This window comes from Pseudaminobacter salicylatoxidans (assembly GCF_003148475.1).
In the GTDB taxonomy this organism is placed as follows: domain Bacteria; phylum Pseudomonadota; class Alphaproteobacteria; order Rhizobiales; family Rhizobiaceae; genus Pseudaminobacter; species Pseudaminobacter salicylatoxidans.
Genome location: NZ_QGGG01000023.1, coordinates 44,627 through 62,269 on the forward strand (window position 1 = coordinate 44,627; position 17,643 = coordinate 62,269).

Below are 17,643 nucleotides of genomic sequence, written 5' to 3' on the forward strand. Positions count from 1 at the left end.
CCGAAACCCCGCTGCGGAGTTTGTGGGCAGATGGCATGGCTGCGCCTTGCCGCGGCGCGGCAGCGAATCCGGCTTGACATAAATAAGACTGAATGAATAATTGCTCACGGATAAAGCAATTGCTCATTCTTGATCCATGGGAGGAAATCCGGATGAAACTCACCACGCTCTTTCTGGGGCTGTGCTCGGCCAGCGTGCTCGCCTCTGCCGCGCATGCCGAGACGCTGACCATCGCCACCGTCAACAATGGCGACATGATCCGCATGCAGAAGCTGACGGACGACTTCACCGCCAGGAACCCGGACATCCAGCTTCAGTGGGTGACGCTGGAGGAAAACGTGCTGCGCGAGCGCGTCACCACCGACATCGCCACCAAGGGCGGCCAGTATGACGTGATGACCATCGGCAATTACGAGGTGCCGATCTGGGCCAAGCAAGGCTGGCTTCTGGAGCTGAACGGCCTCGGCGACGACTACGACGTCGATGACCTGCTGCCGGCCATCCGCGCCGGCCTGTCCATGGACGGCAAGCTCTATGCCGCGCCGTTCTACGGCGAATCCGCCATGATCATGTACCGCACCGACCTGTTCGAGAAGGCCGGGCTGAAGATGCCCGAGAAGCCGACCTGGGAGTTCATCGGCGAAGCGGCCCGCAAGATCACCGACCGCAATGCCGGCATCAGCGGCATCTGCCTGCGCGGCAAGGCCGGCTGGGGCGAGAACATGGCTTTCCTGACCGCCATGGACAATTCCTTCGGCGGCCGCTGGTTCAACGAGAAGTGGCAGCCGCAATTCGACCAGCCGGAATGGAAGGACACGCTGCAGTTCTACGCCGACCTGATGAAGGATGCCGGTCCCGAAGGCGCGTCCTCCAACGGCTTCAACGAGAACCTGACGCTGTTCCAGCAGGGCAAGTGCGGCATGTGGATCGACGCCACCGTCGCGGCCTCCTTCGTCTCCAACCCGAAGGACTCGACCGTTGCCGACAAGGTCGGCTACGCGATCTTCCCGAACAAGGAAGGCGTGGACAATCATGGCAACTGGCTGTGGTCGTGGAACCTTGCGGTGCCGGCCGGCAGCCAGAAGGGCGAGGCCGCGCAGAAGTTCATCTCCTGGGCGACGAGCAAGCACTACACCGAACTGGTCGCGGAAAAGGAAGGCTGGGCCAACGTGCCTCCGGGCACCCGCACCTCGCTCTACAAGAACGCGGAGTATGAGAAGGCGGCACCCTTCGCCGCGCCCACGCTTGCCGCGATGGATGCCGCCGACATCACCAAGCCTTCGGTGAAGCCGGTGCCCTATACGGGCGGCCAGTTCGTGGCGATCCCCGAGTTCCAGGGGTTGGGCACCACGGTCGGCCAGCTGTTCTCGGCGGTGGTCGCCGGCCAGATGTCGGTCGATGACGCGCTGGCCCAGGCCCAGCAGGTCTCGGTGCGCGAAATGACCCGCGCCGGCTACATCAAGTAGAGATCCTCCCGCATTTCGGCCGCCCGACACCCGATTGGGCGGCCGCTTTTTCCGACAGCCGTCTTGCGGCCGGCACGGAGGCAGCCATGGCAACCCGACAGACACGTTCGCTCGCGCGCCTCATGCTGGCGCCCTCGGTCATTCTTCTGCTGATCTGGATGATCGTGCCGCTGGCGATGACGCTGTGGTACTCCTTCCAGAACTACAACCTGCTCAATCCGGCCATGCGCAGTTTCGCCGGGTTCGACAATTACCGCTATTTCTACACGGACCCCGCCTTCTTCCAGGCAATCGCCAACACGCTGATCATTGTTCTCGGCGTTCTGGCGATCACCGTCATCGGCGGCATATTGCTGGCGCTTTTGCTCGACCAGCCCATGTTCGGGCAGGGCATCGTGCGCATTCTGGTGATCTCGCCCTTCTTCGTCATGCCGCCGGTGGCCGCGCTGATCTGGAAGAACATGATCATGCATCCCGGCTATGGCGTGCTTGCCGATGTGGCGAGGTTCCTGGGAATGCGGCCGGTCGACTGGTTTGCGCAATATCCGCTTTTGTCGATCGTCATCATCGTCGCCTGGCAATGGCTGCCCTTCGCCACGCTCATCCTGCTCACCGCGCTGCAATCGCTGGACGAGGAGCAGAAGGAGGCGGCCGAGATGGACGGTGCCAATTTCCTCAACCGCTTCCGCTACATCGTGCTGCCGCACCTGTCGCGCGCGATCACGGTGGTCATCCTCATCCAGACCATCTTCCTGCTGGCGGTCTATGCGGAAATCCTCGTCACCACCAATGGCGGACCGGGCTACGCCTCGACCAATCTGGCCTTCCTCATCTACCGAACCGCACTCCTGTCCTACGATGTCGGCGGGGCTTCGGCGGGCGGCGTGATTGCGGTGGTGTTGGCAAACATCGTCGCGCTGTTCCTGATGCGCGCGGTCGGCAAGAACCTGGACAGGTAGGAGGAGCGACATGGCACGACAGGTCTCCACGGGCAGGAAGACGGTGGCCACGGCTGCCGCCTGGCTCATCGCGCTCATCATCTTCTTCCCGATCCTCTACACCATCATCACCTCGTTCAAGACCGAGCCCGAGGCGATTGCCGGGGTCAGCCTCATCCCTTCGGGCACGTTCGAGAACTATGTCGAGGTGCAGGCCCAGCGCGACTATTTCAAGCCGTTCCTGAACTCGGTCGTCATCTCGCTCGGCTCGACGCTGATCGCGCTTCTGATCTCGGTGCCGGCGGCGTGGTCGATGGCGTTTTCGCCGACGCGGCGCACCAAGGACATTCTCATGTGGATGCTCTCCACCAAGATGATGCCGGCGGTGGGCGTGCTGGTGCCGATGTATCTCATCTTCCGCGACACCGGCCTGCTCGACACCCGCCTTGGCCTCACCATCGTGCTGACGCTGGTCAACCTGCCCATCGTGGTGTGGATGCTCTACACCTATTTCCGCGAGATACCGGGCGAAATCCTGGAGGCGGCGCGCATGGACGGGGCCTCCACGCTGAAGGAGATCGTCTATGTGCTGACGCCGATGGCGGTGCCGGGCATCGCCTCGACCATGCTGCTCAACATCATCCTGGCCTGGAACGAATCCTTCTGGACGATCCGGCTGGCGGCCGCAAACGCCGCGCCGCTCACCGCCTTCATCGCCTCGTTTTCAAGCCCGCAGGGACTGTTCTGGGCGAAGCTCTCGGCGGCCTCGACGCTGGCCATCGCGCCCATCCTGATCATGGGCTGGTTCAGCCAGAAGCAGCTTGTGCGCGGCCTCACCTTCGGCGCGGTGAAATGATGCGCGGCCGGACCCGACAGACAAGGGGATAAAGAAGATCCATGGGCACCATAAAGCTCGAAAACGTCACGAAATCCTTCGGCGCGACCGTCATCATCCCGAAGGTCGATCTGGAGATCGCCGATGGCGAGTTCGTCGTCTTCGTCGGCCCTTCGGGGTCTGGAAAGTCGACGCTTCTGCGCCTCATTGCCGGGCTGGAGGATGTCAGCGGCGGCGCAATCGCAATCGACGGCCGCGACGTGACGCGCGTGGCGCCGGCCCGGCGCGGGCTGGCCATGGTGTTCCAGTCCTATGCGCTCTATCCGCATATGAGCGTCTTCAACAACATCGCCTTTCCGCTGAAAATGGCGGGCGAGAGCCGGGAGACGATCGACCGCAAGGTGAAGGATGCGGCCCGCGTGCTGAACCTCACCAGCTATCTCGAACGCCGGCCGGGCCAGCTTTCCGGCGGCCAGCGCCAGCGCGTCGCCATCGGCCGCGCCATCGTGCGCCAGCCCACCGCCTTCCTGTTCGACGAGCCGCTTTCCAATCTGGACGCGGCGCTGCGCGGCACGATGCGGCTTGAGATCAGCGAACTGCACCACCAGCTCAAGACCACGATGATCTATGTGACCCACGATCAGGTCGAGGCGATGACGCTGGCCGACAAGATCGTGGTGCTGAACGGCGGCAATGTCGAGCAGGTCGGCTCGCCGCTGGAGCTTTACCGCAAGCCGGCCAATCTGTTCGTGGCCGGCTTCATCGGGTCGCCGCGCATGAACCTCATCGAAGGCGCGGCAGCCGATGCCAAGGGCGCCAGAACCATCGGCGTGCGGCCCGAGCATGTCACCGTTTCCAAAACGGCCGGCGACTGGAAGGGAACGGTCGGCGTGGCCGAGCATCTCGGCTCCGACACCTTCCTTCATGTCCAGGCCGACGGCGTCGGCCCGGTGACCGTGCGCACCGATGGCGAAATCGGCCTTGCGCATGGCGAGACCGTCTATCTCACCCCCGACCAAACCAAGCTGCATCGTTTCGGTGCCGACGGGAGAGCATTGTGACTGGAAGACTGGAAGGCAAATCCGCCCTCATCACCGGCGCGGCGCGCGGCATCGGCCGCGCCTTTGCCGAAGCCTATGTGCGCGAAGGCGCGACGGTGGCGATCGGCGATATCAATATCGAGGCGGCGCGGAAGACGGCCGCCGAAATCGGGCCGGCGGCCTATGCCGTTGCGCTCGACGTCACCGACCAGGCCGCCATCGACGCCGCCATCCGCGCGGTCGAGGAAAAGACCGGCGGCCTCGACATTCTCGTCAACAACGCCGCATTGTTCGATCTCGCGCCCATCGTGGAGATCACCCGCGAGAGCTACGACCGGCTGTTTTCCATCAATGTCGCCGGCACCCTGTTCATGCTGCAGGCGGCGGCGCGCTCCATGATCGCGCGCGGCAAGGGCGGCAAGATCATCAACATGGCCAGCCAGGCCGGCCGTCGCGGCGAGCCGCTGGTGGCGATCTATTGCGCCACCAAGGCGGCCGTCATCAGCCTCACCCAGTCGGCGGGGCTCAACCTCATCAGGCACGGCATCAACGTCAATGCCATTGCGCCCGGCGTGGTGGAGGGCGAGCACTGGGACGGCGTCGATGCGCTGTTTGCGAAATATGAAAACCGGCCGATCGGCGAGAAGAAGCGGCTGGTGGGGCAGGAAGTGCCCTTCGGCCGCATGGGCCGCGCCGAAGACCTGACCGGCATGGCGATTTTCCTCGCCACGCCCGAGGCCGATTACATCGTCGCCCAGACCTACAATGTCGATGGCGGCAACTGGATGAGCTGAGGGCCGCGGGCCCGACATGCCGGCCGCGCAAACGGGCGGTGGCCAGGCATCCGCAAGGAATGAGTTCCCATGAGTGTCAAACTGTCCTTCGCCAATCTCGACAAGCTGTCCGAAAATGTCGCGCGTCCCGGCTATGTCCCGACGGATCTCACCCCCGGTATCGTGCATTTCGGCGTCGGAAATTTCCACCGCGCGCATCAGGCCGTCTATCTCGACGATCTGTTCGGCAAGGGTCTGGGCCATGATTGGGCGATCGTCGGCGCGGGCGTGCTGCCGGCGGATGCCGCCGCGCGCGAAAAACTGAAGGCGCAGGACTGGCTGACCACCGTGGTCGAGCAGGACAGCGGCCACATGGCGGCGCGCGTGACGGCGGCGATGGTGGATTATCTGGTGCCCGGCGATGCGGACGGGATCATCGCCCGGCTTGCCGATCCGCAGATCCGCATCGTCTCGCTCACCATCACCGAGGGCGGCTATTTCATCGATCCGGCCTCTGGAAAGTTCAATCCGGAAAGCCCCGAAATCGTCGCCGATGCCAGGAACCCGGCAATGCCGAAGACCGCCTTCGGGCTGATCCTCGCCGGACTCGCGCGGCGGCGTGCGGAAGACGTCGCGCCGTTCACGGTCATGTCCTGTGACAACATCCCCCATAATGGCCGCGTCACCGCCGATGCGGTGGTGGGGCTGGCGCGGATCATCGATCCCGATCTGGCCGACTGGGTGGAACGAAACGTCTCTTTCCCGAACGGCATGGTGGACCGTATCACCCCGGCCACCACCGAGCGGGAGACAAGATTCCTCGCCGACGAATTCGGCCTCGAGGATGCGTGGCCGGTGTTTTGCGAACCCTTCCGGCAATGGGTGCTGGAAGACAGGTTTCCCGCCGGCCGGCCGGCGCTTGAAAAGGTCGGCGTGACCTTCGTCGATGATGTCTCGCCCTTCGAGCAGATGAAGATCCGCATTCTTAACGGCGGTCATGCGGTGATCGCCTATCCGGCGGGGCTGATGGACATCCATTTCGTCCATGAGGCCATGCAGGAGCCGCTGATCGCGGCCTTTCTGGAGCGGCTGGAGCAGGACGAGATCATTCCCACCGTGCCGCCGGTGCCGGGCGTGGTGCTGGAAGACTATTTCCGGCTCATCCAGCAGCGCTTTTCCAACCCCAGGATCGGCGACACGGTGCGCCGACTGTGCCTCGACGGCTCCAACCGCCAGCCCAAATTCATCATCCCGACCATTGCCGACAGGCTGAAGGCTGGACAGGGCATTGCCGGCCTCGCGCTCGAATCTGCCCTGTGGTGCCGTTATTGCCACGGCACCACCGATTCCGGCGCGGTGATCGAGCCCAACGATCCGAACTGGGAGCGCATGCAGGACACGGCAAAGGCGGCAAAGGACGATCCTTCCACATGGCTTGCCATGGAAGACATCTATGGCGAGGTCGGCCGCAATCCGCTTTTTGCCGAAACATTTGCCGGCCATCTGAAAACGCTGTGGGAACTTGGCGCGCGCGAGACGCTGCGGCGGTTTCTGGCGTGAGCGGCTGTCTCACGTGAATCTTTCCCATGGCCGGTGCGCTGCCGCCCGGCCACCATCATGTCGCCTTGATATGGTGCCGCACTGCCCTGTAGAACTGTGATCATGAGCCCGACGGGAACCGGGCTGCGTTCGGCGCGTCGCGCCGCCAGAAGGGTAGGAACATGACCAGCGACCTCCGCCATGCGGCTGCCGCGCGCGAAACGGAAACCGCGCCGCACCTTGCCGCCGTGCCCGCCAGAACCGCCGCCAACGCAGCCGGCGAGCATGGCATCGTCCGCAATCCGGGCATGGCGCTGGATTTCGGCTTTCTGGAATCCATGCGCAACGTCAACCGCTCGGCGCTGGAGCGGCGGGTCGCGACGCTGACCAAGCGGCGCTCGATCAAGGCGGACAACCAAGCCGCCTGGCTGTTGCGCGCAATCGCCTGCATGGACCTCACCACGCTCAATTCCAACGACACCGACGAGCGCGTGCGCCGGCTGTGCGCCAAGGCGCTGAACCCGCTGCGGCGCGACATCGCCGAAGGGCTCGGCCTCGGTGATGCGGTGATCCGGCCTGCGGCCGTCTGCGTCTACCATCCCTTCGTCGCCACCGCCGCCGAGGCGCTGCAAGGCTCCGGCGTGCATGTCGCGGCCGTCTCCACCGCCTTTCCGCACGGCCTGACGCCGCTTTCCACGCGCCTGCAGGAGATCGAGGCCTCGGTGAAGGACGGGGCCGACGAGATCGACGTCGTCATTGCGCGCGGGCTGGTGTTCGGCGCGAAGTGGCAGGAGCTCTATGACGAGATCGTCGCCATGCGCGCCGCCTGCGGCCAGGCGCATCTGAAGGTCATTCTCGGCACCGGCGATCTCGCCACGCTGCGCAATGTCATGCTCGCCTCCATGGTGGCGATGATGGCGGGCGCCGACTTCATCAAGACCTCGACCGGCAAGGAAAGCGTCAACGCCACGCTGCCGGTGGGCCTCGTCATGGTGCGCGCCATACGCGCCTATTTCGAGTACACCGGCCATCTCATCGGCTTCAAGCCGGCCGGCGGCATTTCCACCGCCAAGGCCTCGCTCGACTGGCTGGTGCTGATGAAGGAGGAGCTCGGCCGGCCGTGGCTGGAGCCGGAGCTCTTCCGTTTCGGCGCCTCCAGCCTGCTCACCGACATAGAGCGCCAGCTAGAACACCATCTGACCGGCCGCTACTCGGCCAACCACCGCCACGCCATGGCCTGATCGCAGGAATTCGGAAGATTTCTCATGAACATTCTCGAGCGCTACGCCGCCATGGATTATGACGCCGCCCCCGAAGCCCGCAATGAAGCCGACGCCTGGCTGGCGGGCAGGGATTTTTCGAAATCGCTGTTCATCGGCGGCGAATGGAAGGCGGCGGCAAGCGGCGGCACCTTCGACACGAGCGACCCCGCCACGGGCAAGCTGCTGGCGAAGATTTCCGATGCCGGCGTGGCCGATATCGACGCCGCGGTCACCGCCGCCGCTAGGGCGCTGCCGAAATGGAGCGTGCAATCCGGTTATGCCCGCGCCAAAATCCTCTACGCCATCGGCCGCGCCATGCAGCGCCACCAGCGCCTGTTCGCGGTGCTGGAATCGCTCGACAACGGCAAGCCGATCCGCGAAAGCCGCGACATCGACGTGCCCCTGGCGATCCGCCATTTCATCCATCATGCGGGCTGGGCGCAGTCGCTGGAGAAGGAGTTTCCCGGTCACAAGCCGGTCGGCGTGGCGGGCCAGATCATCCCGTGGAACTTCCCGCTGCTGATGCTGGCCTGGAAGATCGCGCCGGCGCTTGCCGCCGGCTGCACCGTGGTGCTGAAGCCGGCTGAATACACGCCGCTGACCGCCATCCTGTTCGCCGAGATATGCCAGCGCGCCGGCGTGCCGAAGGGCGTGGTCAACATCGTGCCGGGCGGCCCGGCCGCTGGCGAGGCGATCGTCAACCACCCCGGCGTCCAGAAGATCGCCTTCACCGGTTCTTCCGAGGTCGGCAAGATCATCCGCAAGGCCACCGCCGGCTCGGGCAAGAAGCTGTCGCTGGAGCTTGGCGGCAAGTCGGCCTTCATGGTCTTCGAGGATGCCGATCTCGACAGCGCGGTCGAAGGGGTGGTGGACGGCATCTGGTTCAACCAGGGCCAGGTCTGCTGCGCGGGCTCGCGCCTTCTGGTGCAGGAGGGCGTGGCCGAGGCTTTTATCGCCAAGGTCAAGGCGCGCATGGCGAAGCTGCGCATCGGCAGCCCGCTCGACAAGAACACCGACATCGGCCCGCTGGCCGACCGTGTGCAGCTCGAGCGCGTGAGCGGGCTGGTGACGCAGGGTGCCGCGCAGGGCGCGCAGTGCTGGCAGCCCGATTGCCCGCTTCCCGACGCCGGCTATTTTTATCTACCCACCCTCGCCACCAATGTCTCGCCGGCTAATATTCTCGCGCAGGAGGAGGTTTTCGGGCCGGTGCTCGCGGTCATGACCTTCCGCTCCACCGAGGAGGCAGTCGAGCTTGCCAACAACACGCGCTACGGCCTTGCCGCCTCGGTGTGGAGCGAGAACGTCAACCTCGCGCTCGACGTCGCGCCGAAGCTGAAGGCCGGCGTGGTGTGGATCAACGGCACCAATATGTTCGATGCCGCCTGCGGTTTCGGCGGGTATCGCGAGAGCGGTTTCGGCCGTGAAGGCGGGCGCGAGGGCATGGCCGAATATCTGGCGGCGAAGCTGCCGCTCGGCGCGGCGATCAAGCCGGCCGCGCCCGAAACCGTTTCCGGCCCGGTCAAGGCCGACGCCATCGGCATCGACCGCACGCCAAAACTGTTCATCGGCGGCAAGCAGGTGCGGCCCGACGGCGGCTATTCCTATGCCGTCGCCGACCGCAAGGGCAGGCTGGCCGGCGAGGTGGGGCTGGGCAGCCGCAAGGACATACGCGACGCGGTGGCCGCCGCGCGCGGGGCCAAAGGCTGGGCCGGCGCGACCGGCTACAACCGCGCGCAGGTGCTCTATTTCCTGGCCGAAAACCTTGCCAGCCGCGCCGACGAATTCGCCGCGCGCCTGAGCCAGCTCACCGGCGTGGCTCCCAAGGCCGCGCGCGAAGAAGTCGAGCTTTCAGTCGAGCGGCTGTTTTATTTTGCCGGCATGGCCGACAAGTTCGAGGGCCGCGTGCATCAGCCGCCGGCGCGGGTGGTGACGCTGGCGCTCAACGAGCCGGTCGGCGTGCTGGGCATCGTCGCGCCCGACGCCGCACCCCTGCTCGGGCTCGTCTCGCTGCTGGCGCCGGCCCTTGCCATGGGCAACACGGTGGTGCTGGTGCCGAGCCACGCCCATGCGCTCGCCGCCACCGATCTCTATCAGGTGATCGAATATTCCGACCTGCCGGCCGGCGCGATCAACATCGTCACCGGCAAGCCGGGCGAGCTGGCGGCGGTGCTGGCCAGGCACGACGATGTCGACGCGCTGTGGTGCGTGGCCGATGCCGACACCTGCCGGCTGGTCGAGGCCGAATCGGCCGGCAACCTCAAGCGGGTCTGGACCGGCAACGGCCGCGACCTCGACTGGCGCGCCGACGCGCTCTCAGGCGACGCCTTCCTGCGCCGCGCAATCGAGGTGAAGAACGTCTGGGTGCCCTACGGCGACTGATTTTTTGTCCACGCGCGGCGCGGCTCGCCTCTCCCTGGGGGAGGTTGCCGCACCAACTCCGTCGTTTTTGGCAAGCTCAATCGGAAAGCGGGATGCGAGCCAGCGTCTTCAAATTAGCGACACACGCCGACCGACGCAGCGGGAGGAAGCCCCACGTCAGCTAGAAGTTTTGTTGCTTCTTCCAATCGCCCATTGTCGGTCTTCGATCCCTTGCGGCGACGAATCTCAGCTTCCCAATCATCGACTCTTTCGACCTCTGCCAACCAGTGAGCCGTGGCGGCAAGTTCTAGCACCGTCACGTTCTGAGAAGCCAGTTTCTTGGTTATATCTCGCAAATACTTATTGCTTAGAGAGGTATATTCTTTATCTGCCGATTTGTGCACGAAAATGCTGTAGCGAGCGCCATCAGATATTCTGTAACCATACTGCTCATCTACAAGATCGAAGGCCTCTGCATCCAAGATCGCACTGTCGAGATCACGCGAGTATGGCCCGTAGTGATGGTATGAATAGTCGAATCCGCTTTCAGCTCCGAGCTGATCCAAAAGGTAGGCGATCTTTTGCAAACGGATACGGCTGACCAGGCGACCCCCGGCGGCGTGGAGAATGTCTGCGACATAATATTCTGGTTCATGTGGCATGGCGAACTCCTTCATTTGCGTGCTGCGTCACGCTCGGCGGGATCAGAAAAATAGAACCGAGTGAACTGCTCCTTGGATTCTAGGGCTTCAATCAGCTTGGAAAGTCTGCTGATTTCAACCGGCCGCTCACCATCGAAAATATGCAGTTTCTTATGCATCCGTTCATCGTCGCCGCCGATCTCAGCATAGATACCGATTGCGGCTTTATCGTCGAGCATCACAGTCTCGGCCTTTATCTGATCGCCGAATTTCTCCCTGATCCGTCTCAGTCGATTTCGCTGTGTTCCGGAATCTTTCCCAAATTCGGCTAGGTCGAGCGTTTTGTACAGTTTTCGTTCTCTTAGTCTAGTCGCGATCTCTGCGACATCGGCGTCTTCAGCCTGCGACATCGCGTCGATCGCGCCCAAAATGAGTGCGTCGTCCAACGCAAGATAGTTTTCGACGGTTTCGCCATCTTTGGCGAAAAAGCGGATCAGAGGGTGCGTTTCGGAAAGGCCGCTCTTTTTGATTTCACCCTTTTTGCCTGATGCCAGCCGTGCGACTGCACGAAGCAGCTTACTAATCATATGCTCTAGGCAGCGAGTAGCTTTATGAAAATAGACTTGTTGATGCAGCGTATAACGCGCCAACAAGAATTGCTCCGCAGCTGGCCGCGCCTTTGCGGTCAGGCAGAAGGTCTGAACTCGGCGTGGTTCGCTACCGTCTTCGTCAGGCGCATCGATTTCGATCTCGGCGACACGTACGTTCTCTATCAGCCAATCGAAGTCTATACCGCCGGCACCCGTCCCGGTCATGAGCTTGTCGCGACGAATATAATCGAGCCTGTCGGCATCGAAAGAACTCGAAACGATTGCGTGATAGATATCCTCCGGGTCTTCTTTCTCAAGTAGTGCAGCAACTTCCTCAGTGAAGCCGACGCGGTGAGCCTCAAGCAAGGGGCGTACGCGTCCGCTTGGATTCCTGATGATGTCGGCGGTCCATTTTTCGTGCCGCTTCTTCACTCCACGGGACTCTTGAACACCTTCGAAAGTGTGACTGAAAGGTCCATGGCCGAGATCATGCAGAAGGGCTGCGGCGAGCGCGACTTGCGCCGTTTCATTGTTAAATTCCTGCTCGTTGCGCTTCATCTCGCGCTCCAGGACTTTAACCAGCGTCCGAGCCGTATGGAACACGCCAATCGAGTGAGCGAAGCGCGAATGAACTGCACCGGGAAAGGTGAATTCTGACACGCCGAGCTGACGGATGCGTCGCAGGCGTTGAAATTCCGGTGTGTCGATTAGCTTCCAAGCCAGCATATCGATTGGCTCTTTCTCATCGAACACGATGAGGCCATGCACCGGATCGCGAAGTCTCTTGCCCATCGAATCACCCCCCCCGGATGAAGATACGATGACCGTGTATGGATTTGAATCCTACCCTTAACGACCGCCACACTGCCGCTCGGTACGCTTCTTGCGCGTGGGCGAGGAAACGCAGCTTCGGCGTGAGGCGCTCTCCTCACGCTCCCGCCGTAAACGCCGCAATCGCCGCCATGTTGACGATGTCGGAATCCTTGGCGTTGAGCGGCACGATCTGGACCGGCTTGTTGAGGCCCACCAGGAGCGGGCCGATGACCGTGCAGCCGCCGAGCTCCTGCAGCAGCTTGGTCGAGATCGAGGCCGAGTGATAGGCCGGCATGACCAGCACGTTGGCCGGGCCTGACAGGCGGCAGAACGGGTATTGCTGCATGAGGCGCGGGTTGAGCGCGACGTCGGCGGCCATTTCGCCGTCATATTCGAAATCGACGCGGCGCTTGTCGAGGATTTTGACCGCCTCCTGGATGCGCTCCGAGCGCTCGCCGGCCGGGTGGCCGAAGGTGGAATAGGCGAGCATGGCGATGCGCGGCTCATAGCCCATGCGGCGCGCGAAGCCGGCGGCTTCCTCGGCAATGTCGGCGATCTGCTCGGCATTGGGCATGTCGTGCACGGCCGTGTCGGCCACCAGCACGGTGCGGCCGCGGCAGAGCGCGATCGACACGCCGATGACACGGTGGCCGGGCTTGGCGTCGATGGCGCGGCGCACGTCGTCGAGCGCGGTGGAGTAGTTGCGGGTCACGCCGGTGACGAGGCCGTCGGCATCGCCCAGCGCCACCATGGCGGCCGCGAAATGGTTGCGGTCGTTGTTGATCAGGCGCTGGCAGTCGCGCTGCAGAAAGCCCTGGCGCTGCAGGCGCTCGTAGAGATAGTCGGCATAGATGGCGTTGCGGCGCGACAGGCGCGCATTGATGATCTCGATGCCGGGCTTGTCGAGGTCGACGCCGGCTTGCCGCGCGTTTTCCTTGATGATGTCGTCGCGGCCGAGCAGGATGGCGGTGCCGAGCTTCTGGTTCACATAGGACACGGCCGCACGCATCATCTGCTCTTCCTCCCCCTCGGCGAAGACGATGCGCTTGGGCTGGCGGCGCACGCGGTCGAAGATGCGCTGCAAGGTGGAGGCGATCGGATCGCGGCGGGCCGAAAGCTCGTTGGCGTATTTGTCGAGGTCGAGGATCGGCCGGCGGGCGACGCCGGTGTCCATCGCGGCCTTCGCTACCGCCACCGGTACGGCCGAGATGAGACGCGGGTCGAACGGCACGGGGATGATGTAGTTGGGGCCGAATTTGGGCCGGTTGCCGCGATAGGCGGCGGCCACGTCGTCGGGCACGTCCTGGCGGGCGAGATCGGCCAGCGCACGGGCGGCGGCGATCTTCATCTCGTCGTTGATGGTTGTCGCACGGACATCGAGCGCGCCGCGAAAAATGTAGGGGAAGCCCAGCACATTGTTGACCTGGTTCGGGTAGTCCGAACGGCCGGTGGCCATGATGGCGTCGGTGCGGATTTCGGCGACCTCTTCGGGCGTGATCTCCGGGTCGGGATTGGCCATGGCGAAGATGATCGGGTTCTTCGCCATGGATTGCACCATGGCAGGCGTCAGCGCGCCCTTGGCGGAGAGGCCGAAGAACACGTCCGCGCCCTCCATGGCATCGGCAAGGCTGCGCGCGTCGGTCTCGACCGCGTGGGCCGACTTCCACTGGTTCATGCCTTCGGCGCGGCCCTTGTAGACCACGCCCTTGGTGTCGCACAGGACGATGTTTTCGGGCGCGAAGCCCATGGATTTCAGCAGTTCGATGCAGGCGATGCCGGCCGAGCCCGCGCCATTGCACACCAGCTTCGTGGTTTTCTTGTCGCGGCCGGTGACTTCGAGCGCGTTGATGAGGCCGGCGGCGGCGATGATGGCCGTGCCGTGCTGGTCGTCGTGGAAGACGGGAATGTCCATCAGTTCGCGCAGCTTCTGCTCGATGATGAAGCAGTCGGGCGCCTTGATGTCTTCCAGATTGATGCCGCCGAAGGTGGGGCCGAGATAGCGCACGCAGTTGATGAAGGCATCGACATCGGTGGTATCGACCTCAAGGTCGACGGAATCGACATCGGCGAAGCGCTTGAACAGCACCGCCTTGCCCTCCATCACCGGCTTGGAGGCCAGCGCGCCGAGATTGCCGAGGCCGAGGATGGCGGTGCCGTTGGAAATCACCGCCACCATGTTGCCGCGCGTGGTGTAGTCGAAGGCGCGGCTGGGGTCTTCGGCGATGGCCAGCACCGGCACCGCGACGCCCGGCGAATAGGCGAGCGAAAGGTCGCGCTGCGTGGCCATCGGCTTGGTGGCGTTGATCTCCAGCTTGCCGGGGCGTCCATTGGCGTGGAAATCCAGTGCTTCCTGTGCGCTCACCGAAGGGCCTGCATTGTCTGATTTGTTGCCGGATGCCATGCTCGCGCGCCGTCCCTTACCCATGTTTTTGTGGAGTGTTCGGGATTAAGACTACACTTCGCCCCTGTAAACCGCCAATCAGGACGAAGCTCTTTTTTGGACGAGACAGTGAACGACGAAACCCCGATCCGCACCGAGGCCAGCACGCCCCTTCCGGGCAGCGGCGCCGCGACCCCGATGATGGAACAGTTCATCGAGATCAAGGCGGCGAACCCGGACTCGCTGCTGTTCTATCGCATGGGCGATTTCTACGAGCTGTTCTTCGAGGATGCCGAGATCGCCAGCCGGGCGCTGGGCATCGTGCTCACCAAACGCGGCAAGCATCAGGGCCTTGATATCCCGATGTGCGGCGTGCCGATCCATGCGGCCGACGACTATCTGCAGAAGCTGATCGGGCTTGGCCACCGCGTGGCGGTGTGCGAGCAGATCGAGGATCCGGCCGAGGCCAAGAAGCGCGGCTCGAAATCGGTGGTCAAGCGCGACGTGGTGCGGCTGGTGACGCCGGGCACCATCACGGAAGACAAGCTGCTGGCACCGGCGGAATCCAATTTCCTGATGGCGCTGGGCCGCGTGAAGGGTGGCTCGGAAACAAGAGGCGGGGAGCGCGTCAGCGCGACGGGGAGCCAGGCAAGCTATGCGCTGGCCTGGATCGAGCTGTCCACCGGCATCTTTCGCGTCGCCGAGACCAGCGCCGACAATCTGCTCGCGGACATCTTCCGCATCGACCCGCGCGAGCTGATCCTGCCCGAGCCGGTGTTTTACGATGCCGAGCTGAAGCCGGTGCTCGACCTTGTCGGGCGCGTGGCCAATCCGCAGCCGCCGAGCCTGTTCGATTCCGCCTCGGCGCCGGGCCGCATCGCGCGCTTCTTCGAGGTGGCGACGCCGGACAGTTTCGGCACGTTTTCACGCGCCGAGCTGTCGGCCATCTCAGGCGTCATCGCCTATGTCGAGAAGACCCAGAAAGCCGAGCGGCCACCGCTGTCGCGGCCTGAGCGCGAGCAGTCGGGTTCGACGCTGTTCATCGATCCGGCGACGCGCGCCAACCTGGAACTCCTGCGCACCACGAGCGGCGCGCGCGACGGCTCGCTTTTGAAGGCCATCGACCGCACGGTGACGGGCGCGGGCGCGCGGCTCCTGGCCGACCGGCTGATGTCGCCGCTGACCGACCCGAAGGCGATTGTCCGGCGGCTGGATTCGGTCGCCTTCTTCCTGCCCGAGCGGCAGCTGGCCGAGGCTTTGCGCGCCTGCCTGAAGGGCGTGTCCGACATGCCGCGCGCACTGACCCGGCTGGCGCTGAACCGTGGCGGCCCGCGCGATCTCGGGGCGCTACGCTCCGGCTTCGAGGCGGCGATGGCGCTGCGCACGCTGTTTGCCGATGTCGAGACGCCAGCCGAAATTTGCGAGGCGCTGGAGGCGATTTCCGCGCTGCCGGTCGGCTTCGCCGATCATCTCACCGGCGCGCTGGACGACGACCTGCCGCTGCTGAAACGCGATGGCGGTTTCGTCCGCGCCGGCTACAATTCCGAACTCGATGAGATGCGCGCGCTACGCGACGAATCGCGGCGCGTGATCGCTGGCATGGAACGCGACCTGAGCGAGGAAACCGGCATCCGCTCGCTGAAGATCCGGCACAACAATGTGCTGGGCTATTATATCGAGGTGACGGCAAACCATCAGGCGATCATGAACGGCACGGACGAGGCCAAGGCGCGCTTCATCCACCGCCAGACCATGGCCAGCGCCATGCGCTTCACCACGACCGAACTCGCCGAGATGGAGACCAGGATCGCCAATGCCGCCGATCGCGCACTGGCGATCGAGCTTGCCGCGTTCGACACGCTGGTGGCGGAGGCGGTCGCCCAGGCCGAGACGATCCGCGCCGGCGCGGCAGCCCTTGCCGCGCTCGACGTGTCGGCAGCCCTTGCGGTGCTGGCAACCAGCGAAAACTGGTGCCGGCCGGTGGTTGACGACAGCCTCGCCTTCGAAATCGTCGGCGGCCGCCACCCGGTGGTGGAGCAGGCGCTGCGCGCGGCGGGCGAAAACGCCTTCGTGGCCAATGACTGCGACCTGTCGCCGGAAGGCGGCGCGAAGGCCGGGGCCATCTGGCTTTTGACCGGCCCCAACATGGGCGGTAAATCGACCTTCCTGCGCCAGAATGCGCTGATCGCCATCCTCGCCCAGATGGGGTCTTTCGTGCCTGCGGCAAGCGCCCATATCGGCGTTGTGGACCGGCTGTTCAGCCGCGTCGGCGCCTCGGACGATCTGGCGCGCGGGCGCTCGACCTTCATGGTCGAGATGGTGGAGACGGCGGCGATCCTCAACCAGGCGGGCGCGCGCGCGCTGGTCATCCTCGATGAGATCGGGCGTGGTACGGCGACCTTCGACGGCCTGTCGATCGCCTGGGCGGCGGTGGAATATCTGCACGAGAAGAACCGCTGCCGCGCGATCTTCGCCACCCATTTCCACGAGATGACGGCGCTGGCCGAGAAGTTGCCGCGCCTTTCCAACGTGACCATGCGGGTGAAGGAGTGGGAAGGCGACGTGGTCTTCCTGCACGAAGTGGGCAAGGGTGCTGCCGACCGTTCCTATGGCGTGCAGGTGGCGCGGCTCGCCGGCCTGCCTGACGCCGTGGTGCAGCGGGCCAAGGACGTGCTGCATCAGCTGGAAGCGGGCGAAACTTCCGGCAAGGCCGACCGGCTGGTCGATGACCTGCCGCTGTTCTCGGCTGTGGTGAGGAAGGAAACGCCGCCCGCGCCCGCAAAGGTTGATGTTGTGGGTGCCGCCCTTGCCGTGCTCAATCTCGATGAGATGACGCCGCGCCAGGCGATGGAGGAGCTTTATCGGCTGAAGGAACTGGCGGCGCGGGGGTGAGGCGGGGTCGCCAAAGGCTAACATTACAGTTGCGCTTTTGATTTGAGGTGTGCTCGTCGCGCTTTGGCTTGATGTGCTCTTCGCCAGAGCGACCAGGCGATGATGTATGATGGTTC

The 17,643-nt window shown here is 64.1% G+C and carries 12 protein-coding genes; 9 read left to right on the plus strand and 3 right to left on the minus strand.

From position 1 onward, the window contains the following. Positions 1-152: 152 nt before the first annotated feature. The 8 genes from C7441_RS22160 (at position 153) to C7441_RS22195 (ending at position 10,232) form a co-directional block, all read left to right on the plus strand. The gene (locus tag C7441_RS22160; protein ID WP_109614728.1) at positions 153-1,466 is read left to right on the plus strand and encodes an ABC transporter substrate-binding protein; all 1,314 of its coding nucleotides are present in this window, start codon (positions 153-155) and stop codon (positions 1,464-1,466) included. An 86-nt stretch (positions 1,467-1,552) separates the two neighbouring features. After that, on the plus strand, positions 1,553-2,425 hold the full coding sequence (locus C7441_RS22165; protein ID WP_019172098.1) for a carbohydrate ABC transporter permease: 873 nt from the start codon (positions 1,553-1,555) through the stop codon (positions 2,423-2,425). Between the two features lie 10 nt (positions 2,426-2,435). Then, positions 2,436-3,260, plus strand: coding sequence for a carbohydrate ABC transporter permease (locus C7441_RS22170; RefSeq protein WP_109614729.1), 825 nt, complete (start codon positions 2,436-2,438; stop codon positions 3,258-3,260). A 41-nt stretch (positions 3,261-3,301) separates the two neighbouring features. Continuing rightward, positions 3,302-4,300: an ABC transporter ATP-binding protein gene (locus C7441_RS22175; protein ID WP_109614730.1), complete on the plus strand. Its 999-nt coding sequence runs from the start codon at positions 3,302-3,304 to the stop codon at positions 4,298-4,300. Beyond that, positions 4,297-5,073: an L-iditol 2-dehydrogenase gene (locus C7441_RS22180; protein WP_109614731.1), complete on the plus strand. Its 777-nt coding sequence runs from the start codon at positions 4,297-4,299 to the stop codon at positions 5,071-5,073. The genes C7441_RS22175 and C7441_RS22180 overlap by 4 nt, the downstream gene beginning before the upstream one ends. Before the next feature lie 69 nt (positions 5,074-5,142). Beyond that, positions 5,143-6,612: a mannitol dehydrogenase family protein gene (locus C7441_RS22185; protein WP_109614732.1), complete on the plus strand. Its 1,470-nt coding sequence runs from the start codon at positions 5,143-5,145 to the stop codon at positions 6,610-6,612. 287 nt (positions 6,613-6,899) lie between these two features. After that, positions 6,900-7,832 (plus strand): deoxyribose-phosphate aldolase, encoded by a 933-nt coding sequence (gene deoC / locus C7441_RS22190; RefSeq protein WP_244916228.1) that lies wholly within the window; start codon positions 6,900-6,902, stop codon positions 7,830-7,832. Positions 7,833-7,856: 24 nt separating this feature from the next. After that, entirely contained in the window at positions 7,857-10,232 is a 2,376-nt protein-coding gene (locus C7441_RS22195) for an aldehyde dehydrogenase family protein (protein WP_109614733.1), read from the plus strand. A gap of 113 nt (positions 10,233-10,345) precedes the next feature. On the opposite strand, the gene C7441_RS22200 is transcribed toward C7441_RS22195, so the two are convergent. The 3 genes from C7441_RS22200 to C7441_RS22210 all read right to left on the minus strand — a co-directional run bounded on the left by C7441_RS22200 (position 10,346) and on the right by C7441_RS22210 (position 14,656). Next, the gene (locus C7441_RS22200) at positions 10,346-10,888 is read right to left on the minus strand and encodes a hypothetical protein (protein WP_109614734.1); all 543 of its coding nucleotides are present in this window, start codon (positions 10,886-10,888) and stop codon (positions 10,346-10,348) included. Then, on the minus strand, positions 10,885-12,234 hold the full coding sequence (locus C7441_RS22205) for an HD domain-containing protein (protein WP_109614735.1): 1,350 nt from the start codon (positions 12,232-12,234) through the stop codon (positions 10,885-10,887). Before C7441_RS22205 ends, C7441_RS22200 begins: the two co-directional genes overlap by 4 nt. A 136-nt stretch (positions 12,235-12,370) precedes the next feature. Further along, positions 12,371-14,656 carry an NADP-dependent malic enzyme gene (locus C7441_RS22210; protein WP_109614736.1) on the minus strand — a complete coding sequence of 762 codons (2,286 nt, stop codon included), beginning with the start codon at positions 14,654-14,656 and terminating at the stop codon, positions 12,371-12,373. 177 nt (positions 14,657-14,833) lie between these two features. On the opposite strand from C7441_RS22210, the gene mutS reads away from it, so the two are divergent. Then, entirely contained in the window at positions 14,834-17,527 is a 2,694-nt protein-coding gene (gene mutS / locus C7441_RS22215) for a DNA mismatch repair protein MutS (protein ID WP_244916229.1), read from the plus strand. The last annotated feature ends 116 nt before the right edge of the window (positions 17,528-17,643 follow it).

Excerpts from the sequence above, each read along its gene's own strand:
- C7441_RS22160 (WP_109614728.1), top strand. The coding sequence starts at position 153 with ATGAAACTCACCACGCTCTTTCTGGGGCTGTGCTCGGCCAGCGTGCTC.
- C7441_RS22165 (WP_019172098.1), top strand. The coding sequence starts at position 1,553 with ATGGCAACCCGACAGACACGTTCGCTCGCGCGCCTCATGCTGGCGCCC.
- C7441_RS22170 (WP_109614729.1), top strand. The coding sequence starts at position 2,436 with ATGGCACGACAGGTCTCCACGGGCAGGAAGACGGTGGCCACGGCTGCC.
- C7441_RS22175 (WP_109614730.1), top strand. The coding sequence starts at position 3,302 with ATGGGCACCATAAAGCTCGAAAACGTCACGAAATCCTTCGGCGCGACC.
- C7441_RS22185 (WP_109614732.1), top strand. The coding sequence starts at position 5,143 with ATGAGTGTCAAACTGTCCTTCGCCAATCTCGACAAGCTGTCCGAAAAT.
- deoC (WP_244916228.1), top strand. The coding sequence starts at position 6,900 with ATGGCGCTGGATTTCGGCTTTCTGGAATCCATGCGCAACGTCAACCGC.
- C7441_RS22195 (WP_109614733.1), top strand. The coding sequence starts at position 7,857 with ATGAACATTCTCGAGCGCTACGCCGCCATGGATTATGACGCCGCCCCC.
- C7441_RS22200 (WP_109614734.1), bottom strand. The coding sequence starts at position 10,888 with ATGAAGGAGTTCGCCATGCCACATGAACCAGAATATTATGTCGCAGAC.
- C7441_RS22205 (WP_109614735.1), bottom strand. The coding sequence starts at position 12,234 with ATGGGCAAGAGACTTCGCGATCCGGTGCATGGCCTCATCGTGTTCGAT.
- C7441_RS22210 (WP_109614736.1), bottom strand. The coding sequence starts at position 14,656 with ATGGCATCCGGCAACAAATCAGACAATGCAGGCCCTTCGGTGAGCGCA.
- mutS (WP_244916229.1), top strand. The coding sequence starts at position 14,834 with ATGATGGAACAGTTCATCGAGATCAAGGCGGCGAACCCGGACTCGCTG.